The sequence below is a fragment of the Parabacteroides sp. CH2-D42-20 genome, from assembly GCF_003670185.1.
GTDB lineage: Bacteria > Bacteroidota > Bacteroidia > Bacteroidales > Tannerellaceae > Parabacteroides > Parabacteroides distasonis.
This window is the reverse complement of the sequence record NZ_RAYG01000012.1, coordinates 143,066-168,364: the sequence shown is the minus strand read 5'-3', so window position 1 is coordinate 168,364 and position 25,299 is coordinate 143,066. Positions and strand designations below refer to the sequence as shown.

At 55.5% G+C, this 25,299-nt stretch carries 29 protein-coding genes; 21 read left to right on the top strand and 8 right to left on the bottom strand.

Features of this window, described 5'->3' with window-relative positions; all coding sequences use genetic code 11:
- The first annotated feature begins 30 nt into the window (after window positions 1-30).
- From D7V92_RS09625 to D7V92_RS09585, 9 genes are read left to right on the top strand one after another with little or no spacing between them, the layout of a single operon-like run.
- Window positions 31-642: a hypothetical protein gene (locus D7V92_RS09625; protein WP_121735239.1), complete on the top strand. Its 612-nt coding sequence runs from the start codon at window positions 31-33 to the stop codon at window positions 640-642.
- A 15-nt stretch (window positions 643-657) separates the two neighbouring features.
- On the top strand, window positions 658-1,086 hold the full coding sequence (locus tag D7V92_RS09620) for a hypothetical protein (protein ID WP_233572828.1): 429 nt from the start codon (window positions 658-660) through the stop codon (window positions 1,084-1,086).
- Window positions 1,083-1,403, top strand: coding sequence for a hypothetical protein (locus D7V92_RS09615; RefSeq protein WP_147441524.1), 321 nt, complete (start codon window positions 1,083-1,085; stop codon window positions 1,401-1,403). Before D7V92_RS09620 ends, D7V92_RS09615 begins: the two co-directional genes overlap by 4 nt.
- Window positions 1,373-2,035 carry a DUF3164 family protein gene (locus D7V92_RS09610; protein WP_121735241.1) on the top strand — a complete coding sequence of 221 codons (663 nt, stop codon included), beginning with the start codon at window positions 1,373-1,375 and terminating at the stop codon, window positions 2,033-2,035. The genes D7V92_RS09615 and D7V92_RS09610 overlap by 31 nt, the downstream gene beginning before the upstream one ends.
- The gene (locus D7V92_RS09605) at window positions 2,032-2,538 is read left to right on the top strand and encodes a hypothetical protein (RefSeq protein WP_121735242.1); all 507 of its coding nucleotides are present in this window, start codon (window positions 2,032-2,034) and stop codon (window positions 2,536-2,538) included. Before D7V92_RS09610 ends, D7V92_RS09605 begins: the two co-directional genes overlap by 4 nt.
- 18 nt (window positions 2,539-2,556) lie before the next feature.
- Window positions 2,557-2,784: a hypothetical protein gene (locus tag D7V92_RS09600; protein ID WP_147441522.1), complete on the top strand. Its 228-nt coding sequence runs from the start codon at window positions 2,557-2,559 to the stop codon at window positions 2,782-2,784.
- A gap of 17 nt (window positions 2,785-2,801) precedes the next feature.
- Window positions 2,802-3,050 carry a hypothetical protein gene (locus D7V92_RS09595; protein WP_121735244.1) on the top strand — a complete coding sequence of 83 codons (249 nt, stop codon included), beginning with the start codon at window positions 2,802-2,804 and terminating at the stop codon, window positions 3,048-3,050.
- Window positions 3,040-3,456, top strand: a complete 417-nt coding sequence (locus tag D7V92_RS09590; protein ID WP_121735245.1) for a hypothetical protein — start codon at window positions 3,040-3,042, stop codon at window positions 3,454-3,456. The genes D7V92_RS09595 and D7V92_RS09590 overlap by 11 nt, the downstream gene beginning before the upstream one ends.
- A 10-nt stretch (window positions 3,457-3,466) precedes the next feature.
- Window positions 3,467-3,673 carry a hypothetical protein gene (locus tag D7V92_RS09585; protein ID WP_233572827.1) on the top strand — a complete coding sequence of 69 codons (207 nt, stop codon included), beginning with the start codon at window positions 3,467-3,469 and terminating at the stop codon, window positions 3,671-3,673.
- Between the two features lie 89 nt (window positions 3,674-3,762).
- Here the strand turns inward: D7V92_RS09585 and D7V92_RS09580 are convergent, their stop codons facing one another.
- A complete protein-coding gene (locus D7V92_RS09580) occupies window positions 3,763-4,539 on the bottom strand; it encodes a hypothetical protein (protein WP_121735246.1) in 777 nt (258 codons plus the stop codon).
- 129 nt (window positions 4,540-4,668) lie between these two features.
- Here D7V92_RS09580 and D7V92_RS09575 point away from each other — a divergent pair, with 129 nt between their 5' ends.
- On the top strand, window positions 4,669-5,016 hold the full coding sequence (locus D7V92_RS09575; protein ID WP_121735247.1) for a hypothetical protein: 348 nt from the start codon (window positions 4,669-4,671) through the stop codon (window positions 5,014-5,016).
- Window positions 5,017-5,044: 28 nt separating this feature from the next.
- Here the strand turns inward: D7V92_RS09575 and D7V92_RS09570 are convergent, their stop codons facing one another.
- The 6 genes from D7V92_RS09570 to D7V92_RS09545 form a co-directional block, all read right to left on the bottom strand.
- On the bottom strand, window positions 5,045-5,488 hold the full coding sequence (locus D7V92_RS09570) for a hypothetical protein (RefSeq protein WP_121735248.1): 444 nt from the start codon (window positions 5,486-5,488) through the stop codon (window positions 5,045-5,047).
- Window positions 5,489-5,494: 6 nt separating this feature from the next.
- Window positions 5,495-5,968: a phage virion morphogenesis protein gene (locus D7V92_RS09565; RefSeq protein ID WP_121735249.1), complete on the bottom strand. Its 474-nt coding sequence runs from the start codon at window positions 5,966-5,968 to the stop codon at window positions 5,495-5,497.
- 213 nt (window positions 5,969-6,181) lie between these two features.
- Window positions 6,182-8,362 (bottom strand): DUF935 family protein, encoded by a 2,181-nt coding sequence (locus D7V92_RS09560; protein ID WP_233572826.1) that lies wholly within the window; start codon window positions 8,360-8,362, stop codon window positions 6,182-6,184.
- A gap of 441 nt (window positions 8,363-8,803) precedes the next feature.
- Entirely contained in the window at window positions 8,804-9,232 is a 429-nt protein-coding gene (locus D7V92_RS09555; RefSeq protein WP_121772777.1) for a phage protein Gp36 family protein, read from the bottom strand.
- A 22-nt stretch (window positions 9,233-9,254) separates the two neighbouring features.
- Window positions 9,255-10,871 carry a hypothetical protein gene (locus D7V92_RS09550; RefSeq protein ID WP_121735252.1) on the bottom strand — a complete coding sequence of 539 codons (1,617 nt, stop codon included), beginning with the start codon at window positions 10,869-10,871 and terminating at the stop codon, window positions 9,255-9,257.
- A complete protein-coding gene (locus tag D7V92_RS09545; protein WP_121735303.1) occupies window positions 10,868-11,317 on the bottom strand; it encodes a helix-turn-helix domain-containing protein in 450 nt (149 codons plus the stop codon). Before D7V92_RS09545 ends, D7V92_RS09550 begins: the two co-directional genes overlap by 4 nt.
- 518 nt (window positions 11,318-11,835) lie before the next feature.
- On the opposite strand from D7V92_RS09545, the gene D7V92_RS09540 reads away from it, so the two are divergent.
- The 5 genes from D7V92_RS09540 to D7V92_RS09520 are packed head-to-tail and all read left to right on the top strand — an operon-like array spanning window position 11,836 to window position 14,851.
- Window positions 11,836-12,507, top strand: a complete 672-nt coding sequence (locus tag D7V92_RS09540) for a hypothetical protein (RefSeq protein WP_233572825.1) — start codon at window positions 11,836-11,838, stop codon at window positions 12,505-12,507.
- A 36-nt stretch (window positions 12,508-12,543) separates the two neighbouring features.
- Window positions 12,544-13,563 (top strand): hypothetical protein, encoded by a 1,020-nt coding sequence (locus tag D7V92_RS09535; RefSeq protein WP_121735254.1) that lies wholly within the window; start codon window positions 12,544-12,546, stop codon window positions 13,561-13,563.
- A 43-nt stretch (window positions 13,564-13,606) separates the two neighbouring features.
- Window positions 13,607-13,939 carry a hypothetical protein gene (locus D7V92_RS09530; RefSeq protein WP_230319759.1) on the top strand — a complete coding sequence of 111 codons (333 nt, stop codon included), beginning with the start codon at window positions 13,607-13,609 and terminating at the stop codon, window positions 13,937-13,939.
- A gap of 6 nt (window positions 13,940-13,945) precedes the next feature.
- On the top strand, window positions 13,946-14,410 hold the full coding sequence (locus tag D7V92_RS09525; RefSeq protein WP_121735256.1) for an N-acetylmuramoyl-L-alanine amidase: 465 nt from the start codon (window positions 13,946-13,948) through the stop codon (window positions 14,408-14,410).
- A gap of 39 nt (window positions 14,411-14,449) precedes the next feature.
- Window positions 14,450-14,851, top strand: a complete 402-nt coding sequence (locus tag D7V92_RS09520) for a hypothetical protein (protein ID WP_121735257.1) — start codon at window positions 14,450-14,452, stop codon at window positions 14,849-14,851.
- On the opposite strand, the gene D7V92_RS21975 is transcribed toward D7V92_RS09520, so the two are convergent.
- A complete protein-coding gene (locus D7V92_RS21975) occupies window positions 14,808-15,164 on the bottom strand; it encodes a hypothetical protein (RefSeq protein WP_147441521.1) in 357 nt (118 codons plus the stop codon). The genes D7V92_RS09520 and D7V92_RS21975 overlap by 44 nt on opposite strands.
- A 27-nt stretch (window positions 15,165-15,191) precedes the next feature.
- Here D7V92_RS21975 and D7V92_RS09515 point away from each other — a divergent pair, with 27 nt between their 5' ends.
- The 6 genes from D7V92_RS09515 (at window position 15,192) to D7V92_RS09495 (ending at window position 25,298) form a co-directional block, all read left to right on the top strand.
- Window positions 15,192-15,749, top strand: a complete 558-nt coding sequence (locus D7V92_RS09515) for a hypothetical protein (RefSeq protein ID WP_121735258.1) — start codon at window positions 15,192-15,194, stop codon at window positions 15,747-15,749.
- A 6-nt stretch (window positions 15,750-15,755) separates the two neighbouring features.
- Complete coding sequence (locus D7V92_RS09510) at window positions 15,756-16,241, top strand: hypothetical protein (RefSeq protein ID WP_121735259.1); 486 nt, start codon at window positions 15,756-15,758, stop codon at window positions 16,239-16,241.
- Window positions 16,242-16,321: 80 nt separating this feature from the next.
- Window positions 16,322-16,453, top strand: a complete 132-nt coding sequence (locus D7V92_RS22625) for a hypothetical protein (RefSeq protein WP_255420296.1) — start codon at window positions 16,322-16,324, stop codon at window positions 16,451-16,453.
- Between the two features lie 25 nt (window positions 16,454-16,478).
- The gene (locus tag D7V92_RS09505) at window positions 16,479-20,090 is read left to right on the top strand and encodes a hypothetical protein (RefSeq protein WP_121772776.1); all 3,612 of its coding nucleotides are present in this window, start codon (window positions 16,479-16,481) and stop codon (window positions 20,088-20,090) included.
- A gap of 1 nt (window position 20,091) precedes the next feature.
- Entirely contained in the window at window positions 20,092-20,535 is a 444-nt protein-coding gene (locus D7V92_RS09500) for a hypothetical protein (RefSeq protein WP_121735261.1), read from the top strand.
- A 32-nt stretch (window positions 20,536-20,567) separates the two neighbouring features.
- A complete protein-coding gene (locus tag D7V92_RS09495; protein WP_121735262.1) occupies window positions 20,568-25,298 on the top strand; it encodes a carbohydrate binding domain-containing protein in 4,731 nt (1,576 codons plus the stop codon).
- Window position 25,299: the final 1 nt, after the last annotated feature.

Here is a 25,299-nt window from a genome sequence, read left to right as displayed (position 1 = left end):
AATGATATTTGAACGCAATTCAAAAACAATATGAAACGAGTAAAGAGTATAAGAGACATCGTTACAAAGAAGTATGACATCTTCCCTTTTGAAGGAAAATGGAAAGAGGCGTTCAGCAACCCCGAATGCTATGGTGTTTGGTTCATTTGGGGCAATTCGGGTAACGGGAAGACCTCCTTTGTGATGCAACTTTGTAAAGAGCTATGCAAATACGACCGGGTATTGTTCGTCTCACTGGAAGAAGGAACGAGTTTGACGGTGAAAAACTCGCTGTTACGGTTTGGCATGATGTCTGCGAATGGGAAGATGGGATTTGTAAAGGAAAGTATCCAAGAATTGTCAGCCCGCCTCAGGCAACACAAAAGTTTCAACATCGTGGTGGTCGACAGTATCCAGTACTCACAGATAAACTATAAAGAGTATATCAGGTTTAAGGAATCGTTTCCTAACAAATTGATCATCTTCATCAGCCACGCAGTCGGTAAGATGCCCAAAGGCAAAACGGCTAATGACGTAATGTTCGATGCGGATCTGAAAATTTGGGTCCAGGGCTATGTGGCATACAGCAAAGGACGATATATCGGAAGTACCGGGCGGTATGTCATTTGGGAAGATGGGGCACGTGAAGCCGGAATGATCTAATACAAATATAAATCTATGAAAGTAATACAAATGAAACCCAAACAAGGCTACGCGAAGCCCGACAACTACGCCGCTTTCTACGGCCTGCTGAAACAGATGCCGGGAGCGAGCAAAGAAGAGATCGTGCTTCAGTTCACGAACGGGCGCACCGACAGCCTGCGCAAAATGTCGCTCCACGAATACAACGAAGCCATCCGTGCAATAGAGAAGCTGACACGCGCTGAAGAGACCGAAGTCATGCGTATCCTGAAAAGCAAGCGGTCGGCCGTGCTCCACCAGATGCAACTGTTAGGTGTCGATACCGCCGATTGGAAGAGGGTCGATGCTTATTGCCTCGACAAACGGATCGCCGGCAAACGGTTTAACCGGCTCGATTACGAGGAACTGGAGGCACTATTGAAGAAGATTCGCGCTATCCGCCGGAAACAAAAGGAGGAGGATTGACAATGGCACGTTACATCCCTCTACAAGACAAACTCGACGAAATCGAGGAACAGGGCAAACGGCTGCACCGCCGTCTGGACTACCTGAAAGGCGAGCGCGACTTCCTGGTCGATATGCTTATCACTCGGCCGGTGAAGGACATGGAGGCGCAACGCCGGCTGCTGCGGGAGTGGGACGAGGAGATCGATAAACTGGACCAGTCGATCGCCTACCTCCACCGGGAATATATGAAATACAAAGAGATACAAAATAAACAGATGTGTAACAATCAAAAACAGACAACGAAATGGAAGCAACAAAACAAACAGTCGAAATGACCTTGGAAGAACAGATTGAATTTGAAGCGTTCAAAGAAGAACAGGCCGCCAAGCGAGCCAAGGAACAGGCGAAGCGTGACCGTGAAGCCTACAAGGAACTGGTGGACGAGACCATCGAAGATGTGATACCGGACCTACAAGCGACCAGTGACTGCATCAAAACCGTGAAAAGCGGTGTACTGAACAGATTCCGTCATGTGATCGACATGAAGTCGGATGTATTGAAACTGAAAAAGGACGGCCAGCGTTCGGACACCTTTACCCACTCGGACGGGAACAAACGTATCACTATCGGCGTTTACACCACCGACGGCTACCGTGACACGGTGGAAGACGGCATCGCCATCGTGAAGGAGTATATCGAAGGGCTTGCCAGTGACGAAAAGACGAAAGCCCTCGTGAAGATGGTGCTCCGCCTGTTGGCCCGTGACGTGAAAGGCACGTTGAAGGCAAGCCGTGTCGTCCAGCTGCGCAAGATCGCAGAGGAGACCGGCTCGGAACGTTTCATGGAAGGCGTGCAGATCATCGAGGAGGCCTACCAGCCCGCCATCAGCAAACAGTTCATCCGTGCCGAAGTCAAGGATGGCAACGGCGCCTGGGTGTCGATACCATTGGGAATGACGGAGGCATGAAGGTAAAATCCGCCACCCTCACCCCCGGCCGTTGGATCTACGTCTGCCCCTGCGGCTTCCGTTACACTGTGAGCCGGGTGGTGAGGACTTCGGGCAAGTGGATGGCCTATTGCTTCAAATGCAAACAACAAACAGGAAAATATTACAAAGTCATGGACGAACGATTGGAATTTGAAGAGAACTATAACAATAAACTGAACTGCGACTGTTTCACGACGATCCGCCTGCACCAGCCGGTGAAGAACGCCATCGGCGCGATCAAGCATGTCTACCTGAAAGGCGTGTGGAAAGGCGACGCGAAAATCATGTACGCCGCCACCATCCGCCTCGACCAGATCAACCGTACAATGTCGAAGCTCGACACCGGCCTGTTGCCGGGGGAGTGCCGCCGGCTGATCAAGTCGCTTTACAAGCACCGCCCCGGCATCAACTGGGAAACGCAGCAATTGGATTACATCCTGCTGGAGTATATCAAGGAATCAAAGGAGCCAAGTTTATTTTAAAGAAGAAAGGAGAACAGTATGAGTGAAATAAAACACATGCTGGAAATCAAACCGGACCCGCACGGAGCGCGGACGGAAACGAGATACGCATCCGGCTTCGCCTGCCCCCGTTGCAGCGGGCAAGGCGGTTTTCCGGATATGGCCGGGCACAACCAACGCACCTTCATCCCCTGCGATCTTTGCGATGGGACTGGCAAGGTGAAAGTGGTGGTCACGTTGGAATGGGAAGCGGATTATGAATCATAAAACAAACATGTAAACAGATGGACAACATTTTAAACAGATTCAAAAGAAAAGCGGACCGACCGGACAAGACGGACGGGCTGTTACCCAAACGGGAGAAAATAATACCACCGCATATCGTGGTTTGCAAGGTATGCGAAGGTAAAGGAGCGAAAGAGGATACAACCTGCCCGCAATGCAAAGGTTCCGGGCGTGTGATCGTATCGTGTGAAGTAACAACGTATGTATCGGCATACGTGCCGGAGAAAGGATTGGGTTATGGGATATGATTTGATACCAAAGAAAGAAGGGGTCGATAGTAAAAACGGAATGATATTCACATGGCCCGTCATACTGAACGAAACCGGTGCTTGCTACCTGTTCGGCTATGGGAACCATACATTCTCTCCGGGGAAATATATTTATGACGGTTCCCGGAAAGATGGCAGTCCGGTAAGTAATGACGGGTTTGAAGTCACAAAAGAAGAAGCCTGTATCATGGCGAGGCTCTTTAGGGGGTATGTCTCTGTAAAAAGAGCGTTGAAGGAAGAATGGGATCAACTGTCGGAACAGGGACAAATCAGGATTAAATCCATGTTAGGGGAAAAAGCTGAACCACCGGCTGAAGAGTTCTTACATAAGATAGAAATACTGGCAGATTTCTGCGAACAGTCGGAAGGGTTTAATATCAATTAAAAGCATAAATATGGAACAGTTAGCAAAACAGATGGGGCTTGTGCCCAGTGTTTCCCAATGCATCAAGGATGCAGAAGGGACAGCGGAAGCGATCAAAGAACGTCTTCCCCGATTAAGAAGCCGGGATGCCAAACGGCAAAGCAAAAGGAGCCTTGAGTTTTTCGAAGCGGTGGCTTATCACTTGAAACGGTTGCAAAAATTGGAATCAGGACAATAATTACAATCCACCTCCCGACGTTGGGGAACAACTCCCTGTCGGGAAGTGGATTTGTTTTTATCTGATAACATATCAGTTTTAGCCAAAAATCAGTCCTCAGATTTTTGATTCTGTTTTTTGTAGCAATAGTCCAAAAAATCACACGTATTGTCTATTTTCCTTTTTACAGACTCATTATTTACAGGCTTATTATCTGCTGAAAATCTGGATTTAACGCAATGCTTAAGATTAGAAAGATGTACTTCATTATTTATTTCTTTAATCAATTTGAAAGCGTATTCTTGAGAAACAGTATTTTCATTTTTGTATGGAACATTATATTGTAAACAATAAGTCTCGAATGATTTTGAGTATTGGCTGTTTTTTAAATCATTTATTACATCTTGATCGATAACTGTACCTGCCCATTCTTGAGATTCAGCTTTTTCGTGAGCCTTTACAAGCCCTTTTCCGTAGGGACATTGTACAGCATATAAAGAACTGTTAGTAGACCTGAAACTTCCCATAACATGTCCAAGAGAACCCTTAGTTAAGCATCCTCTAACAGGAAAATTGTCTAAATTACAACATTGATTATATAGGAATGAAACTAAAAACAAATTATACAAGGAATCAATGCTTGAATCTTTTGTCCAATATATAATGGTATCTGATATGTTTACACAATTTACTTTGGCTTGGGCAAGATCCGGAATTACAATATTGGGATCAATGGAACTATGTTTCATATTATTAAGAGTAAGAGAAGACTCTATGTCTCGAAAAATATGTCCCATACGTGTGTCTATATGCTTTTCGTCATTTTTTTCAATAAACTTTTTGAATCCCAATAAATCGAAATACGTTATGTAAACTTCTTTGCACATAATAATATAGTTTTTAAATTATTAGTCACAAATATAGTAACAACAAGTAAAAAAGCCAAAAAGAGGGTGAAGGTATGCATTCCTTATGTTGTTTGTTTTGATTATCTTTGCATTAAATAGGAAGATTCCATGCAACAGCAGTACGAATTGAATTTGGACGTCGAGACCAAAGGCGAGGGCATCAGGCACAGGCGCACCCGCGTATCCGTGCAGGCGGCGGGAGGCAAGACCAGCCGGCAGGAGCATGTGTACAGGCGTAACCGGGAGCTGATCGCCCGTTATTACTACTGGACGGAAATACGCCGGAGGCGTTTTGACGACGTGATGCGCATCCTGTCGGAGGAGTTCCATGTGGAGGAGCGCACGATCAGCAACGCCTTACTTGACTTCGGTGATTACCTGGACGGTTTGTACAAAGGCAAGAAAGATATACGGGAACTGAAAAAGGAATACCCGTATCGTAACTGGGAAAACTGAAAAGCGGGGCATCTGTCACCCCGCTTTTTTATTGGTATTCCTCAAAGGTGGTGCCGTAGACGAGCGTGTACGTCTTGATGCCACCGGCCATGACGGAAGGCCGTCCGCTCCGGCGGCTCAACGGCGAGAACATCTCATCCGCCGTCCACCCTTGCAGGCAATCATGCACTTCGCTGACGACGGCATAACGGTCCAACGCCTTTTCCCTTACCTTTTCAGGCGCCTTGCTGTATGATTCCCCCTGGTAGGGGAAAGCTAATTTGAGTGTGATCTTTAAATCTACCAACTGGCACAGGTCGGTCAGGTCCCGGCAACCGGAATACTCGATGTCGATCAGGCAACAGGGGAAATCCACCGCCGGCCGCGTGGAATTGCCCACGTTCAACTGCCCCAGGTCTTCATCGATCCAGCGGAGGGGTGGAACCTTCTTTTCCAAACGGTCGCATAGCGCGACAAAGATGTCTTTGTTCATAAACTGTTATTTTAATGTGTCGATATATCCTTCCAGCCGCTTGTGTATCTCTTCCGCAAGTTCGTCCGACCGCCCCATGAAAGGACGTGCCGGTATGTTCGCCTGGCGGGTGTGTTCTCTTACCTCTACATTCCCGTATTTGGAGGTATGGCGCACATGGGCGGGTACCGTTACCCGGCCGGTGAACCCTTCATTGTGGACTTTGGCATAGTCCACCTTGTCGTTGCCGGCGGATATGACCACCTTGTCGCGCCCGACGTATGCCGGGCGGATGCTGCCCATCAGGTTTCCGCTGTCGATCAGGAGCGACCCGTTCCGGCGCGGGACCTTTGCCGGCGCCCACGGATTCCCGTCGAAAGCCTTCTCGCGGAAACGCTCCTTATAATAAGAAGTAGCGGTCTCGGCCACGATCTCAGCGGCATCGTCCAGTATCTTGTCCGGCAGGGAGCTTAAATAATTTTCCAACTCGTTGAAGTTCATATTGAAATATTTTATATGTTTGTACCAAGAAGTTTTTCAGGACGTTTATCAACTGCAAGCACCTTGCGGATGACGGGGGCACGAGAGTCGAATATTGAATAAGAAAGCCCTGAAGGAATCAATCCGAAGTGGGAATCTGGCACCGGCTATCCAATCCGGCGAGGCGGAAACGTCACGTGTGGCGTATCCCAGTCGGCGGACGGACGCAAGGACTTATTCCCGCGATTTTTTTATCAACAATCCTCTTCTGTATCTCCAACGTGGGTCAATCCTACGACTTTTCTTCGTCTTATCCGCAATCTTGGCGTTTGGATAGATTTCAAACCAAGTGGCAATCCGGTAGGTTTTTGCGTCTGTCACATCGCAAATGACATTGATGACCTTCTCTTTATAGAATTTGATAAAGTTCATGTTTCGGAAATCCTTCGGCTTTACATAATCGTTTATCCATACTTCGTCCGGATGGGCCAACACGTCCGGTATGCAGTCCAACAAAGGTACCCGTGTCTTTGTGTACTTTCCGGATGTATGGCGCGTGAACACCTTTTCCGTCATCTCCACTTGACGTCCTTTGTAATCTACTATCCATTTGTGTTCGGACAGCCAATCCTCTTTTCTCCCTTCAAATGCTGCGGGGGCTTCAGTTGTGGCTTCGGCCAGTTTCTTGCCGAACGAATCCAGCCCGTAGTCGTTATAATACAGGTTGCCGACAAGTTTGTAGGCTTTGTCCGGGAACTGTTGTATGTACATCTGATTGCGGGTGAACACCTCGGCTGTCTTTCCCCGGTTCACGTCCCAGTGCTGCGCCTCGACCTGTTTCCACTCTTTCGTGTTGAAATAGTTGTCACAACGATCCTGTTCCGTTTTCAAATCCAGATTTTCTACCTCATGCCCCATAAGGGCGACAACGTAGCATCTACATTTCCACCCGTTCGGCGGGAATATTTTGTCCCACCTTGGATCATTGGCCGGAAGGACCAGACCGTCCAGTTTCCGGTGTTCCTCCCTCACCTTGTCGTCCCCGGCCGTCTTGTACTTCCAATAAGGGAAAAGCTTTGTCTTCCCGACCAGCCGTTGGTAGTTGCTTGCCGACTCGGCGGTGAGGATCGCCGTCTCATATTCGGTCTGCTGCCACCGCTTGTTGAATACGTCCGTCGTCTGCAAGGCTTTTTTGTGGAACTCCTCGAAGCTGCCGCTTTCCCGGAACAGGCTGTTCAGTTCCTGAAGCTCCGCCAGTGTCTTGGCGGCGGAGAAGTGAAAGACGTTCATCTCCATCGAGGTGATGAAAGCGTCGTCCCGTGTCCCGTATGTAAAACCGGTATCGGCAAGCCCGACCACCTTGGAACGTCCCTTGCCGACGGCACGGACGAAGTCGTCTGCGAAGAAACGGAACAGTTCCGCGTCGAACAGTGCCTTTCCCTCATTGTCCGCCACCCGGTTGATAATCCGGTTCTGCATCGTGTCGTCACTGAGGCGGATGCGGGCTTTGCCATCGGTCGCCCCGGCTTGCGGGGCTCCTGCGAAAAAATCCCAAAGACGGAGGAGCCAGTTCCGATCGTTGTTCCGGATGGCGGCCGCTTTCCCTTCCGGGTCGTCCGGATCATCCTGTTCCGGAGGCAACACGAATTGGGGGTGCTGCTCTTTCCGTGCGATGGCCTCGTCGCCTTCCGGCTGCGGTATGTTGTATTTCTCGTACAGGTAGCTCTGCGGGATGGGCAGGATGTCGGAGAGCAGGACGGTTTCTTGCACGGAAATCTCCTGCGCCTTGTCCAGGAACTTGAACCTGCCGCCACCGGCCGGATACCCCCGTTTCTCTAAGAGCGGGACGAAATACTTGTTCAACATCCGTTCGACAAACCGGCGGTCCGCCCGGTGCTTCTTCTCCTGCACGGCCATGTGGACCTGCCCCTGCGCGAGCGAGCTGCCGTCTTGCGTGGTCATGGTCTGTCCCAAGACGGTGATCAGTATCTCCTCGTTGCAGGCACCACGGAAATCGTTGTAAAGGGCGCCGTTCCCGGAGTTGCTAAGTGTCGTCTGCGTGGCTTCCGTCTCCTTGGGTATAACTAAGTAGGGAGCCGACCCGGCCTCCTCGAACGCCTGGATAAGCGCCCGGCGGCTCTGTTCGTCCATGCTGCTGTATTTCCCGATACGCTGGGGCATGCCGAAAAGCTCGACAAACTGCGCCCAGTCGCCGAAGCCTCCCCGCTTGTATATGACGAAAGGGGCGGCACGCAGGAGGATGCCGAAGTCGTCGTCCTGCCCGAACTGTATAATCAGGTCGTTTCCCGCGTATGGAATCCCGTGTTCATCCTCTTCCCGGATGGCGACCTCCTTGGTTTTCGTCCGGATATGCTTGCGCGGGATGGACTTGAAACCGAACCCGTCCAGGAACATGCATTCGACCAGCGACACGCCCCAGAAGCGCGAGAGCATGATTTCGCGCAGGAGCGACTCGAACTCCGGCGTGTCCATCAGCGCGTCCATCTCGTCGATGCGTTTTCCGTCGATGGTGAAGGCGAGGTCCGCGTCCGTCACCGCGTCGATGCGTTTGTCGATGGCGTCCGACAGGTAACCGTCGATCAAGAGGTCGGTAAACAGGTCGTACAGTTTCGTCCGGTTCCCCAAGTCCGCCAACCGGAGGGCGCTCCGCCAGGAACCGATGTCGTTCACCCCCCGGTGAATGGGGCGGACCAATATTTCAGTATAGACCGGCCGTTGTCTAGTCACGACCGAATCTGCGCCTTTTACGGCCACTTTGTTTTTTTTCTTTGCCATGATTCGTCTTTTTATTTTCGTTTGATTGTGCGGCCGTTTAAACAGCGTTCTAACGGTCTTTTAAAAATGTTGGCACCGCTTTGGATTGCTTCCATACGCAATAGGGCCGATCGGGGTGTTGCTTCCCGTTTCTTCTTCTGTTTCTCGATCGGGCAGGTCGGGCGATACATCGCCCCGCTGGACAGCCTTCAACCAATCGATAGCCCTCTCGTAGCGGTCTTGCCGGAACTGAAGTTCCGTCCCGGCATTGCACAGGTTGGTGAGATGCCAAATGGCGATATCCTTGACGAAGATCAATAGCAACTGATTTCGCTTGCTTCCTGAAGCGGAGAAAATACGTGTGCAGTCGAAACGTGTCAGGTAGCCTTTCGCCTCGGCTATCGCCGCGTCGATGGCGGCTTCCGCTATGGTAGCGTCTCCTCGCGTGATGGTCTCGACCAGTTCGTCATGCAGATGGGTATTTAATTCCTGTATTGTCAAAAATGCCATGATTTGATGTATGTTTTGGGAGTTAATATCTTTTCCTGTTCCTGTGGCGTGTTCCGACGGTACAACTTCCCGCCTTGACCGCCATTGCCTTTTGCTGGCAGATGAAGAACCCTCCCTCTATCGCGTCGGGGCCGTCGGCCGGTGCCGGTAGCCCGTCATCAAAAAGGAGGAACTGTTCCTCTAGGCGTGCCATGTTGGGGTTGTCCTTCTCGGCGACGTTCAGGATCATGCGCCCTGCCCGGTTCAGGGGTTCCAGGTTGCCCTCGATACGGACGAACTTGTCCGGCTTCTTGCGCAGGTCGGGCGATATGGGGATGATGTACCCGGTCTCTTCCCACTTCTTCTGGAAAAGCGGGACGAACACCTGCTCGTAGAAGGGGTCCTGCAACTTGTTGTTCTCGATGGAGTTGTACACCTGCGTCCGGTCGGCCACATAATCGCGCAGGTAATAATACCAATTGACGAACTCCTCGTTCTTCACATGGTCCAGGTAGCCGGTAATGACATAGAGGTTGCCGTCCAATACGCCCATCAGGAAGTTGGCCTTGTAAGAGCTGAGCTTCTTCACGCCCTTTTTGCCCGATACCCTGTTTGACGGGGCCGGGTCGCCGTAGCTGACCAGGAACGGGAACTTGTGGAGCGGCGGTACCGGTCCCCATTTGATCTCCTTGAAATAGCAGCCTTCCGTCACCGGATTGTTGAAACATTCCTTTTGCGCGCTGGCGGCACTCACCTGTGCAAGGACATCGTCGATCGTCTCCTCATCGTTCTTCTCCGGCCAGACGGAGGTCCCGTAGGCGAAATCGTTCTTGGGATCTGGGTGATTGATGTCCACCATGCGCAGGTTGATGATGTCCCAGTTCCCGATCGGGTTCTCCCGACGGGATAGCTCGAGTGCCTTCTTACCGGCCCGTGCCACACAGCAGTCCTTGGCGATGATGTTCCCACAAAAGATCGTGAGCAGGGGTTCCGAGAAGGAACGGGTGAAATACAACGCCTGTTCGAACCAGTTCCACTTGTCGTTCACGATCTCCGGATTACGGCACTCCTCGTCGGTGTCGTAATCATCCACGAGGATCGTGTCCGGACGTACCTCCTCGATCTTTACTCCACGCGGACTTTGCCGTGCACCGACTGCCATGAAGGAGGCTCCCCCCTTGGTGATGAAGTTGTCTTCCGTCCATTTAAATCCTTTTTGATCCCCGTAATAAAACTGGATGCGCTGATTGGCCTCCAGTTGCGCCCGGTAATGGGCAAGCAGCTTGATCGCGTTGTCGAGGCTGTTGGAACAGAGGATGATGTTCCGTTTCTTCCCGGTCAGTACAAGGAAGAGGACAACGAACATGACGACCGTGCTCTTGGCCAGCTCGCGTGCCCAAGACAAAACCTCGTACCAGTTCTTGGGACTATAGATCAACCGTTTTATGGCCTTTTTATGGAAGGAGGCAAATTCATATTTGGCATAGTTGGGAAACATCTCCTTGATCCAGAGCAACGGATGTTTCTCCAGATAGGTCAACCGCTTTTGCCTTTCCTCGTAGGGCATATCCAGATCGACCGCCGTATCCTTGCGGATGGACTTCAGGTAGGCGTCCCAATCTTCGAGTGCCTGCTTGTCTATGGTTTTAAGTGGTTTCATTTAAGCCTGTCCTTTATATATGCGTCAAAATAAAAGCTGAGTTCCTTTGCCTTGTCCGTGTCCGTCTTGCGTATCCAGTCGAGGATGCCCTTGGATACGCTGATGATGTCGGCGATCCCGGTCTCCTTTTCCATTTTCTCGATTGCGGCGGCCAGTTTGTTGATCGTGTCGGCCTCCTTGGAGGTAGCGAACCGTTCCCCCTCCTCACGACTGGCGATGGCCTTGTTGATTTCAGCTACTTGCCGGTAGAGGTTAGCCAGCTGTTCCTCGCGTGTCAGGCTGACGGAAGTCTTTAGTTCCTCCCATTTTTCCGTTTTCACCCATTTGCAAAGCGTCTGTTTGCTGACCCCGACACGTTCGGCCACTTCCACCTGTGTCAGGTGTTCTTTCAGGTAGAGCATCTTTGCCCATTCCTTCTTTTGCTTTATGCTTAAATCCGTACCCATACTCATCTATATTTTGCTGATTCGCACCCTCAAAAGTACGTGTGATTTTCCGGATGAAATAATCACAAAGTGCTACGATACAAGTAGATGTAAACAAACTTCTTATTGGACGTAACCGTTACAATGTGATTTTTTCAGTTCGTTTTTATCCCGCAACTTTGGGGTGGAAAATCAAAAAGACGATGCCGAAAAAGACATTCATATTACACGATGAGACCGTCAATACGCAAGGATTCCGCATGCTGACATCCGGAGCCGACCTGTCCGTATTCGAGAACAACCCGGTCATGCTGCTCAACCATGACGACTGGGATCTTCCGATAGGCCGATGGGAGAACATCCGTATCGAGGGAACCCGGATACTTGCCGATGCCGTGTTTGACGAAGACGACGAAAGGGCTGCCGCCGTCATGGGCAAAGTGGAACGCGGGTTCCTGAAGGCGGCCAGCATAGGCGCTTGGCCGGGGAAAAGCTCGGACGACCCGTCGCTGATGTTGCCCGGACAGACCTATCCGACCATGGTCACCTGGACAGTGCGTGAAGCCTCCATCTGCACCATCGGGAGCAACCACAACGCGCTGGCCCTGTACGACAAGGAGAACAACCGGATGGACCTGAACGACAAAGGCACATTGATCAAACTGTTCGATACCGCTTCCGGTATCCATGTATCACATAAAAATGAAACGCAAATGACAATTTTAACAGGTTTACTGAAACTGTCGGACAATGCGAGCGAACAGGCCATTGCCGACGAGGTCCGGAAAATTATCCGGCTCCGTGACGAGCTCCATGCGGAGAACGCCACGCTGAAAACAGAGAAAGAGGCGTTGTCCTCCAAAGTGCAAGCCTTCGAGAAAAAGGAAAGGGATGAGCGCAAGGCTTCCGCGGTCGCCTTGGTGGACAAAGCGATCAAGGAAGGTCGTCTGGACGCTAAGGGCAAGGATGCCTGGATCGGTATGTTCGACTCCGACTTTGAGCGTGCCAAGGCACAGCTTGACGCAATCCCGCCACGTGCCAGCGTGACGAAGCAGATACAGACCTCTTCTCCGGGCGGTACGGGCAGCGTGAAACTCGCCGACATGACCTTCTCCGAAATCGTCAAGGCGGACCGCCTGAAAGAATTGAAAAAAGACGGGGAGCTCTACAAACAGAAGTTTTTCGAGGCATACGGCAAATACCCTGCCTGAAAACAAGTATAAACCCTATAAAACAAACGATCGAGAATGAAAACGAAATTTATTATTTCATTGATTACGGCATTGTTGTTCAATGCCCTGACAAGCGAAGCCTTCGCCTCCTGCTTGGAAGTCAGCCACGGGGCGATGTTCGCCGTACAGACGGGGCTGTCCCTGATCCCTCTGAACCTGTCCGGATGCCTCGCTGAAGGACTGAACCGCGAGATCTGGATTCCTGAGATCATCGAGAAGTTTTACCCCTCGGACTCGTTCCTCACGCATTCGAAGAGCCTGGACGCTTGGGTGGATAACAACAAGTTGAATTTGCAGGAGGCCGGCGTGGATCCGGAGGTGTATATCGACAACGAGCTGTATCCGATTCCTATCGTGACGCGTACCGACATTCCGCACGAGATCATGCTGAAGCGTTTCGATACCGAGAACACGGTACATATCAACGCTATCGAGATCGAGGAGTCCGCGGAAAAACGCCAAAGCGTGACCGAGGGGCACCGCAATTCACTTCGGCAGAAGTTTGCCCGTCTGGCCGCCTTCAATTGGGCACCGGCAGGGAACGGCGATTTCACCCCGGTGAAAGCCGCTACCGGGGCAAAGAACGCCCGTGGCTACAAAGCCATGACCTACGAGATGGTAATGGATATGGAACTGGCTTTCGATGAGCTGGAAGTACCGACCGAAGGTCGTATCTTGATCCTTAACCCGCTACATGCTATGGACCTTAGAATGCAGGACTTGAACATGTATAAGGCATTCTATAACGAGAACAAATTGTTCTCCTTTACCGTAGTCCGTTCGTCCCTTACTCCGAGGTACAACGGTACGACAGGCCAGAAAGCCCCTTGGAATGCGGCGGTAGCGGCAACGGACGCTCCTTCCTCGCTTTTCTATTACAAGGAGGCCGTGGCCCGTGCCCGTGGTACGGTAGATATGTATTACCGCCTGAACGATCCTGAATACCGTGGTGACGTGGTCGGCTTCAATATGCGTGGTGTCGCCACTCCGGTAACCGGCAAATATTTAGGAGCCATCTATTCGCCGAAGGCATAATGTTTCACATTCAAAAACAGATACGACAATGAGTTACGTCAATATGAAATCGCGTAGGAGCTTCGATTTCTACGCCCCTTACAACGAGGAAGGCGAACGCCTTGTGACAGTACCGTTCCCGGTAGCTGTAGAACGGAAGGTCGAGGAGAGCGGCATCGTGCATGATGCCAATCCGGCATTGGTTACTGTCGCTCCGGCAGCCGCAGAAACCATTGAGGTGGAAACGAAGGTTCAAGCAGGGTCGCTCCTGATTGTCCGCAATGAAGGAACAGCCGTCGCTACTGTCGGCGGTGCGAACTGTGCTGCCTCCAAGGTGACTACCCTGATGTGGGACGGGAATGCGTATGCGGAACTGGCAACTTCCGGCATAGGATAATTTGTCATGGCACGACTCAAGTTATTGGTCATCCACTGCACCGCCACCCCTCCCGGCCGCGAAGTATCGGCAGACGACATCCGCCGTTGGCACACGGCCCCGCCCAGCGAAGGCGGCCGCGGCTGGAAGCAGGTGGGCTATACGGACATGATCCACCTGGACGGGACGGTGGAACGGCTGGTGGCCAACAACGAGGACGACACGGTCGATCCCTGGGAGATTACCAATGGGGCAAAAGGGCATAATAGTACAGCCCGGCACATCGTGTACGTCGGCGGCGTCGCCTCCGACGGCAAGACTCCCAAGGACACCCGGACGGCGGCGCAGCGGAAAGCCCTCGCTGCTTACGTGAGGGACTTCCACCGCCGCTTCCCCTCGGTCCTCATTGTCGGGCACAACGAACTGGCGGCAAAAGCCTGCCCGTCGTTTGATGTGCAGAAGTGGCTGAAGGAGCTGACAATGGATAGTTAACAGTGGACAGTTAAATCATAAATCATAATTCGTAACCACATGGAATGGAACACGCTCTTGGCCATGATTGGATCCGGCGGACTGGTCGGGTTGGTGAACTGGCTGATCAACCTGAAGGTGAGCCGCCAGAAAGCCCGGATGGACAAGGATGACGTGTCCCGGCACATGGCGGCCCGCGATAACGAGACGATCATTGAGCTATATGACAAGAACAGGGACATACTGGAGCGGTTGGCGGCATTGGAGGAGGCACTGTACAAGCTGGTGCGTTGCAAGCATTATGACACTTGCCCCGCTCGTAACAAGTTGCAAGAGTACAAGGAAAGTTACCGCTACCAACGTAATCGACAATCTCCTATGGAGCAGAAGGGGGTACGTTACCCCCGTGACAATCCCGTTAAGCCGGGCGACGCTCCGGATTCCGCTGGACAGCCTCCGTAGGCTCCCCGGCGGGGCCATCTATCAAGAGCGGGACGGACGGGCGACGGTTTCGGCCACGGTGAAGGACGGGACGCTGGTCGTCCATGCCGAATGCGACAGCCTCCAGCAGCTGGTCTATGAGCTGGAGGAGCGACTGTCCGCCCAACGGGAACAAGCCTCCACGAGGAAAGAGATAAAAGTCCCATCGCCCACGCCCGTTCGAACACGCCTCAAATGGTATTCGAGCGGCGTTCTGACAGGACTTATCGCCGCCCTCCTCTGGACACATAGAAAACGAAAAAAGGGAAACCATCCCCCATAACTCATAATTCATAACTCATAACTCATAATTCAAAAGATCATGGCAGAAAACAAGACAAGATCCATAGGCCTGAAGGTCGCCCAGTTCGGTGACGTGAACCCGGCCGGAGGTATGCCCGACACGATGAAACAGTTGGCACGTACCATGAAAGGGACGGCCTCCTTCACCACCGAGGCCGATACGACCACCGATTTTTACTGCGAGGAGGAGCCCGCCGCCCCGGTGGAGAGCATCGGGAACGAGCCGGGATTGAAGCAGATCAAGCTGAACTTCCTGGAATGGGACAACGACACCTTGAAGGAGACCTTCGGCGGTACGGTATCGGAGCCCGAGGACGTGACCATCGACGGGAAGACCTACAACGTGACGAAATACCAAGCCCCCCGTGACATCGTGACGGTGCGGAAGGCCGTGCGGGCGATCTCCCTGCACGGCGTGGTGATCGAGATCCCGAACGCGCAGGTGACCGCCCGGTTCGTATGGAACCTGACCCGCACCGACATCGCCCAGATCGAGGTGACGGCGAAGGCGCTGGCCCCGATCGGAGAGAACGAGGGGCCGTACGCCATCTATAAGTTGGGCGAACCTAAAGCGTAAGCCCGTATGGAGAAGCGAACCATCGAATCCCACGCCGCCGACGCCCTGCTGGATCGGCGGCTGACCGTCAACCTCCCGGCCCCGTGGTTGCTCCGGAAGTCGGGGAGGAAGACGATCCGTTACGGTGTCCCCTTCCCGAAGGCGCAGACCCTTTGCCGGATGGCGGCGATCTTCTGTAGGATGGATCTCGACCTGAAGGAACTGAGGGCGGGCGATCTCGGCACGACCTTGGAATGTATCGCCCGCAACGGCAAACGGGTCTCCCGGGTGATCGCCGAGGGGATGGTGGGCGAAGGCCTCCTTTGCCGCCTCTTGGTCCGGCCGCTCGCCTGGTACCTCCGTTGCCACATGACGATGCGGGGGATGGCGGAATTGGCGCAGGTGATCCTGCTCTTGGCCTCCCCGGAGGGTTTTATGAACACTATCTCCTCGCTCGCCACGATGAACCTGATGGCGCCGACGACGGAGAGCCAACCGAGGAAAGGGAGTTAAGGGAGGAATACGAGCCTCCCCATAGCCCGTTCGGACGTATCTACGCGCTGATCGCCTCCGGGGCGTTCACCTACGACGAGGTGATGCGAAAGATCCCTTGGTGCGTCATCCTCACGATGATCAACGACCAAGGACGGATGCGCAAGAAGAGAGATAAAGAGGAAATGCTTGAGACGGAAGAGGAGGAATTAGCCTTCTTCGGCCTCTCCTAATTCAAAATTCATAATTCAACAGTTCATGGTGGACGAACCTTTATACGTGACATTCGAGTTCCGCGGCAACCTCGCCGAGGAGGTCGATCGGGTGAAGTTAGGGATAGCGGGCTTGCGCAACGAGTCCGCGCGGACCTACCAGCGCCTGATCGCCGACAGCGACGAGGCGTTCGCCTCCATGAGCAAGGGCAACCAGCGGCTGGCGGTCAGCATCCAAGAGGACATCAACAGCCTCCGCCAGCTTGACGCGGCCAATAAGGCATTGGACGAGGGGTTCGCCCGCGGTACGGTCACGACCCTCCAGTACGCCGAGGGCAAGGCGAAGCTCGCCATCCAGGAAACCGACCTCCGTACCGGAATCCAAGAAAACATCAAGGTACTCCAGGAGTCCATCGAGCGGGAACGGATGGCCGAGGGGAGCATCGAATCCCTCCACTCCTCCCTCCGGAAGATGGAGGAGGCGTGGCGCAAGATGTCCGCCGCCGAACGGGAATCGGCCGCCGGACAGGAGTTGCAAGAAAAAATACGATCCCTAAAAGAAGAGCTTTCCGGGCTGGAGAGTGACGTCGGTGGCGCTACCTCCGGCTTGAGACAGTTCCAGACCCAACTGGAGTCCGTTCCCGGCCCGCTCGGCCAAACCGCGGCGGCCATCGGGAAAGTGACCAAGGCGGCTCTCGCCTTTATCGCCACCCCGCTTGGCATGGCGCTCGCCGCCATCGCCGCCGGCCTGGCCGCCGTAAACAGCTGGTTCCACCGTACCGAGGAGGGCGAGAACGCGTTGGCGGTCGCCACGGCGGCGTTCAACCAAGTGCTTGGCAGTCTGCTGGACGTTGTGGACAAGGTGGGCGAATGGCTCTACAAGGCCTTTACCGAACCGAAGAAGGCACTATCTGATCTGGCCAATTTCCTCTCCGGGCAACTGATGAACCGCCTCCGTGCCATCGGCAAGGCGGGCGAGGCGGTCTGGAAGATATTGACGGGTGATCTCAAGGGAGGGATCGCCGACTTTTCCAACGCCTGGGCGCAGGGCCTGACCGGTATCGAGGATGCCGGACGGAAGGCCTCCGCGTGGATGGCCGATACCAATGAGAAGATCAAGGAGTCGGTCGAGTTGCGGAAACGCAGGAACGCCCTCGACGTGGCCGAACGGGACCTCTTGGTGGAACGCAGCCGCATGGAGGCCCGTATCGGTGAGCTTAGAGATAAGGCCTACGACATGAGCCTCCCGGAGGCGGAACGCTCCAAGGCGTTGAAGGAGGCGATCCGCTTGACCGATGATCTGTTCGCCAAGGAACAGGCGATCGCCAAGGAGAAATACGAGATCACCAAGGCGCAGAACGCGCTGGCCAACTCCAACAAGGCCGACCTCCGCGCCGAGGCGGAAGCCCTCGCCGAGGTGAACCGCCTGGAGGCGCAACGTTATGCCTCCCGCCGCATGATGCTCCGGCAGAGCAACACGTTAGAGGGAAAAGGTTCCCGCTCTCCGGAGAAGGCCCAAGGCGATGAGCGGAGGGAGATCGAGGCGGCCAACGCCCTCAAGGCGGAGACCGCCCGGCGGGAACGGGAGATCGAGCGGCAAAAGGAGGCCTTGGCGGAAAAGGAGAAGGACGCGGAACTGGATCTCCGTCAGCGACGGATCGGCCTGATGCGGGAGGGCGCCGACAAGGAGTTGGAGCAGATCCGGCTGGACTACGACCGGAGGATCGACGAGGTCGAGCGGAAGGGACAGGAATACGTGCGGGCCCAACAGGAGATCGAGCGGGCCGTATGGGAGAAGGACAACCCGGACTGGAAGAGACAGGGCCTGTCGTTCCGGCCATCGACCTCCTCCGTATCCCAGCTCCCCGAGTCCCAGCGCAAGAAGTTAGAAGAGGCCGCCACCATCGCCGCTACCGCCCGGGAGAAGGCGGAGGCCGACCTGTTGGAGAAGACATTGCGGCAATACCAGGACCACACGGCCAAACGGCTGGAATTAGAGAAGAGATACAACGAGGACGTGGCCTACCTCACCGCCCAACGGACGGAGGCGAACGCCGAGGCCATCGACGCGGCCATCGAGGAGGCGAGACGAACCTTAAAAAAGAACCTGTCCGACCTCTCCATGGAGGAGCTGAAAGGATCCGGCCTGTGGGACAGGCTGTTCGGCGACCTTGACAGGATGGCGACGCCCTCGCTGGAAGCCTTGCTCAAGCAGGCCCGGGAGGTCAATACCTCGGCGTGGGATCCCAGGAACGTGAAGGAATACCAGGACGCCATCAAGCGGCTGGAGGAGGCCATCCATTCCCGCTCGCCATTCAAGGCGATCCGGGATGACTGGAAGAGGCTGCTGGAGTCCATCGGGAAAGGTGACAGGGATGGCATGGCCGCCGCGTTAGAGGGCATGGATACCTCCGTACAATCCCTGACAGCCGACCTCGACACGATAGCCGGCGGTATCGGCGACATCCTCGGCGACGAGGCAGGATACGCCGCCGGACAGGTGGCGGAGCTGACCTCCGCCCTGTCCGGCCTCGTAAGCGGGGCCGCCAAGATCGCCAAGGGGGATATCCTCGGCGGGGTCACCTCCGTGATCGGCGGGATCGGCAAGATCTTCTCCATGGGCAGGCAGGTCAAGGAGATGAACCGGCAGGCCCGGGAGGAGCAACAAAAATATTACGACGAGGCCATCACGGGCGAGCTGGAGTACCAGCGGCTGCTCCGGGAGCGGCTGCGTACCCAGCAAGAGATCGGCGAGACGACGCTGGCCTACAACAAGCGGATCTCCGGGGAGCTGGAGCGGCAGCGGCGGGCATCCGGAAGCGAGTACGACCGGTTGCTGGCACAGATACAGGGAGAACAATATATCAGCGGCGTAGGCTACCGCCACGGCACTTGGTTCCGGAAGGCGAAGACGTGGAACGAGTACGCCAGCCTCGCCGGGAAGAGCTACGAGGACATCGAGAAACTCTATACCGAGGGCAAGCTGGAGGAGAAGGTGGCCAAGCTGTTCGAGCAGCTGCGCGCGCTGAGGGACGAGGGAGCCGATATCGACCGGATGCTGGATGACCAGGAGGAGTCCATGCGGGAGGTATTGACCGGTACCACCACCGACAGTATCGCTGACAGTATCATACGGGGCTTCGCCGAGGGCAAACGCTCCGCCAAGGATTTCGCCGACGATTTCCAGGAGATGCTGAATAACGCCGTCCTTCAAGGAATAAAGATGAAGGCATTGGAGGAGCCTCTCCGGCAGTGGTACGAGTCGTTCGCCGAGGCGAGCGGCGCGGGGCTTACGGAAAGCGGCATCGCCGACTTGCGGGCGCAGTACGACAAGATCATCGAGGATGCGGCCCGCCAGCTGGAGGACATGGAACGGGTGACGGGTGGCAGGATCGACTCCACCCTCACCCAGCGGGCGAGGGCGGGCGCGTATACCATCGCCAGCCAGGACTCCATCAACGAGACCAACGGCAGGCTTACCTCCATCCAGATAAACGTCGCCGAGACCAAGGAGTGCGCCTACGACATGCGCACCATGCTGTCCCGGGGGCTGGAGCTACAGGAGGAGATCGCCCGGAACACCTCTTATTGCAGGAGGCTGGAACGGATCGACAACACGCTGCTGGAGATATTGAGAAACGGAATTAGGACCAAATGACATGAGGGAAGGAAAGCTATTCATCAACGACAAGGACGCCTACACGAACTATGGCGTGTTCCTGGCCAAGGACCGGGGCGGGACGTACGACAACCTGTCGGCGCTCCTGACCCCGCCGCCCGCCAAGCGGCACACCACGGTCGATTACCGGGAACGGGACGGCGAGGAGGCGGACGTATCGGACGTACGTTTCGAGGCGCGGGACATCTCCCTGCGATTGGCCATGATCACGGACAACGAGCAGGAGTTCCGGACAAAATACAAGGGTTTCATAGAGGTCCTGAGATCCGGCCTCCTGAACGTGAGGGTCTCCGAGATCGGGAAGACCTACAAGCTCTATTACCTGAGCTGTCCGGGGACGGTGATGAAGACACGGCTCCGGACAACCGGAAGGCTCGCGGCGATATGGACGGTCAAGTTCCGCGAGCCGAAACCGGATTTCTAACGATGTTGAAGCGGCATTAAAACGACACTTGAATGGAACTGAGGATATACGACAAATCGGGGAACCTACGCGCGGAAGTCTGTCCGGACGACAACTCCACGCAGCAGAAAGCGGTGATGGGAGACAACGCGCTCAGCGTCTCTTTCACCACGTGGGAGGCCATACCCTTCGACATCGGCGATTACGTGGATTACGAGGGGGAGCGATATACGCTTCTCACCGTCCCGTGCCCCACCCAGGTGAGCACGCTGGAGTATGAGTACTCCCTGCGCCTCCAGGGCATCGAGAGCGAGCTGTCGAAGGCCCTCTGCTTCCTCCTGACGGACGGTGACATGGACTCGGACTTCTCGCTGACGGACGGCCCGGCGGCCCACCTGCGACTGATCGTGGACAATATCAACCGCGTCAAGGGAACGACGGACTGGAGGATCGGGAGCGTGATCGCGGCCGACTACAAGGTCGTGACCTACGACGGGATCGATTGCCTCACCGCCCTGAACCGGATCGCCGAGACCTTCGAGACCGAGTGGTGGATCGTCGGAACGAGCCTCTACCTGGGCAAGTGCGAGCACGGGGAGTCGATGGGGTTAGGCTACGCAGCCGACGGTACGGTCGTGGGCGGGCTGCTGGGCATGAGCCGGCGGGACGAGGAGAACGAGCGTTTCTTCACCCGGCTCTACGCCAAGGGCAGTACCCGAAACATCGACCGTTCCAGATACGGTTCCGACCGCCTCCGCCTGCCTTCCCCGTTGAGATTCCTGGAGAGGAATACCGAGTACGGCATCGTGGAGCGGGAGGTGATTTTCGAGGGGATCTATCCACGGCGTACCGGGACGTTATCCGGCGTACGCTCCATCGAGCGGGAATCCGAGGGGAAGACGATCCGCGTCTACTACGTGACGGACAAGGACATTCCCTTCGACCCGAACGACCACGAGATCGGCGGCCTGACGAAGCGCGTCGTGTTCCAGACGGGGGAACTATCCGGGTATGACCTCGAGGTCAACTACGACTCGTCCACAAAGGAGTTCGAGCTGATCAACCAATACCCGGACGAGAACACCCAGATCCCGGGCGGGGTGATGGCCCCGGAAGCCGGCGACACCTATATCCTCTACAACATCCGGATGCCGGACGAGTATTACACGCTGGCGGAGGAAGAGCTGCGGGAGACCGCCGATGCCTACCTGTCCAAATATAGCGTGGACAGCGCCGTCTACAGTGGCGACAGCGACCCGATCATCCTCAAGAAAAGGGGGATCCACGTTTCCTTGGGACAGCGTGTCCGGTTGCATAACCCGGTCTTTTTCCCCTCCACCGGCTACCGGGACAGCCGGATCATCGGGTTCACCCGGAAGTTGGCCGATCCCTACGACATGCGGATCGACATATCCGACACGGTGACCCCTACATGGCGGGAATCCATCGAACGGAAGGTGGACTCCTTCCTGCCGATGCTCAGCCAGTCCGGGGGAGCGATCAACCTCATCAGGAGCGGCGACGATACGGTACCCACCGACAACAACGTATTCTCGGCCTTGAGGGCGATATCCACCTTCCTGCGCAAGGACAGGCCGGACGAGACCCGGTACCTCATGAGATTCATGGGCGGGCTGGTCTCCGACAATATCGAGTCACAAGACTTCACCGCCGGGCCGTTCGGCTCCGGGTTCGTGGTGAAACGGGATCCGGAGACGGGCAAGTCGTACATCGAGGCGGACGAGATCTACATCCGGCTGAAGGCCTACTTCGATACGTTGGAGATCAAGCGCCTCTCGCACGTGGGGGGACGGATCGTCCTGTCGCCGGCCTCGATGGAGTGTATCCGCGTGGAGGAGGTATCGGCCGAGTACGAGGACCTGCACGACAGAGCGGGCTCCATCCTGTACGATTCCGGGAACGACAGGCTGCGTGCCGCCGTGGATGGCGGCGAGCGCGCCTACCGTTGCTATTTCAAGCAAACGGACGGCGAGCGGGAGATCGTGAACGAGTTCGCCGTGGACGACCTGGCGCAATGCCGGGAGTTCAACGTGAAGGAGGGCACCTCCCAGAACGTCAGCAACCAATATTACTGGCGGCGGGTGATCCATGTCGGCGAAGACTATATCGACCTCTCCACCACGGATCGCGACACGGGCAGCATGATCCCGCGGGCCGGCGACACGATCGTCACCGTCGGTAACAAGACGGACGCCGCCCGGCAGCACGCGGTGTTCCTCTCCTCGTACGACGATGACGCGCCTTGTATCAAGCTATATTCCGGGATCGACTCCTACTCGATGGCGGGCAAGGAGGTGACGGTGATCTCGCCGAACGCCGACAAGAACGTGTTCACCGGCAAGATGGTGATCAAGCCGGGATCCACGGGCTTCGGGAACCTGACGGACGCACCGGACATGACGGTCATCGACCGTGAGATCCGGGAGGCCAAGGACGCGGCGGCCGACGCGAGCAAGGAGGCATCGGACGTGCGGGACAGCGTAGGCAGCCTGAAGGGGTACGTGGACGGGGCCTTCGCCGACGGGCTGGTATCGGAGGCGGAGGCCAAGGCGATCGAGAAGTACGTCAACGTGGTGAGCAACGAGCGGCAACAGGCGTTGGCCACCTACAACGGACTGTACAACAACCCCTATTTAGAGGGCTCTGCGAAGACCTCGCTGTACAACGCCAAGGTTTCCCTCTTCTCCGCCACGGACGCGCTGGTCAACGCCATCAACGCCGCCATCGCCGATGGGAAGGCGACCACCGCCGAGAAAAACAACGTGGATAGCCGGTACGCCACGTTCACGACCTGCCACAACAAGTTCCAAACGGCAGTGGAGACGGCCAACCAGTCCATACAGGACAAGCTGAAAGGCTACTCGGACAACGCCCGGAAGGCGGCGGACGAGGCCAACAACACGGCCTCGCAGGCCATGGAGGGCGCGAACGCCGCCAAGGATGCGGTGAGCGACCTGAACAGGTACGTGGACGGGGCCTTCGCCGATGGTTTGGTATCGGAGGCGGAAGCCAAGGCGATCGAGAAGTATATCAACACGGTAAACGCCTCCAAGCGGGAGGCGGACGCGACCTATACGACCCTGTACGCGAACCCCTTCCTTGCGGGCACGGAAAAATCGGTCCTGTACGCGGCGAAGAACAGCCTCAACACGGCCACGACCAACCTGATAGCCGCCATCAACTCCGCCATCGCCGACGGGAAGGCGACAACAACGGAGAAAAACAACGTGGACAGCAAGTTCGCGGCGTTCAACAACGCCTACGCCTCGCTCGCCACGGCCATCGAGAACGCGAACAAGGCGATCCAACGGAAGATCAAGCAGGAGGCGATAGACGAGTCCAAGAGCGACCTGTCCCAACAGATCGGCGAGGTGTCGCTGAAAGACCGGAACGACATCGCCAAGATGATGGGATACAAGGATTACGAGGAGCTGGTCTATTACGCGGAGCGGGGCATGTCTGTCATCAAGGGCGGCAGCATCAACACCTCGCTCATCAACGCCGACCTGATAATCACCTCCGCGCTCATCGCCAAGGCGATCCGGACGAATACTCTGAACGTGAACGACCGGTTCAAGATCCACACGGACGGGTCGGTGGAAATGGACGGGGTCTTTCACTCGTTGGGGCCGAACACGGAGCTCATCCTGTCGAACGGGTACGTACGGATCACCCATGACGGGATCGACGTGGCGAGGCTATCCGTCAATAACGGCACGCCGGAGCTTAACCTGTCCAAGGGCGGCAGGAGCGCGGTGGTGACCCCCGGGTCGCTTACCCTGCGAAGCGCGAGCGGCAAGTTCATGACCTTCTCGGCGGACGACCTGAACCGGAGCGGGAAGGTGTTCACGAACGATGACGGGGTGTTGCGGGTGGCCGAGCAGGATTACGAGATACTCACCTGCTTCGTCTCCGTCTCCCCGACAGGCGGCGGAACGACGGTACCGGAGGCCGGGGGCTACCTGAAACGGATCGGCACGTCCGAGTACATAGAGGCCATACCGGCAGATGGGTACGAGTTCGTCCGCTGGAGCGATAACGGGAGCCGCAGGCACATGATCACGTGGGGGCAGCCCAACAACTCCTTCACGGCCTATTTCAGCAAGATACAGGTCGAGCGGTTCACGCTTTCCCTGTCGGTCAGCCCATCGGGAGGCGGATCCGTCACGGGAGCGGGAAGCTACGAGAAAGGAACCAAGGTGACGGTCAACGCCACGGAGGCCAGCGGTTGGCGGTTTATTCGCTGGTCGGATGGCGGGTACCAGCGACATACGGTCACGATGGACGCGAACAAGAGCCTTACGGCCTATTTCGAGCGGTACACCGTCACCGGGGACGAGATCCTGCAAGGGACGGATCTCACCAGTACGTCCTATTGGAACGCTTACGGGAACTCTTCCGTCCAGTCGGTCAGCGGCGGCGTGGCCACCTTGCGGTTCGGCGGGGAGGCCAATACCGACCAGGTGATGTTCAACAAGGGACGCATGGGCGGCAAGCTGGAGATGGGACACCGGTACCGGCTATCGTTCCAGGCGAGGACATCGTCCGGGACGACGAACATCATATCGGCGATCGGCGACAATAGCTTTGACTTCATCAATACCGACGATGTCATCTATGGCGAGGAGGCGAGCGCGTCCTACAAGACGTTCTCGGTGGAGTTCAGGGCGGATCGGGACAGCACCTCGGGGGATGGACTGCTCTTCACGGCGATCTCGGCGTGCGTACTGCAAATACGGAACATAACATTAAAGGAGGCGTGAC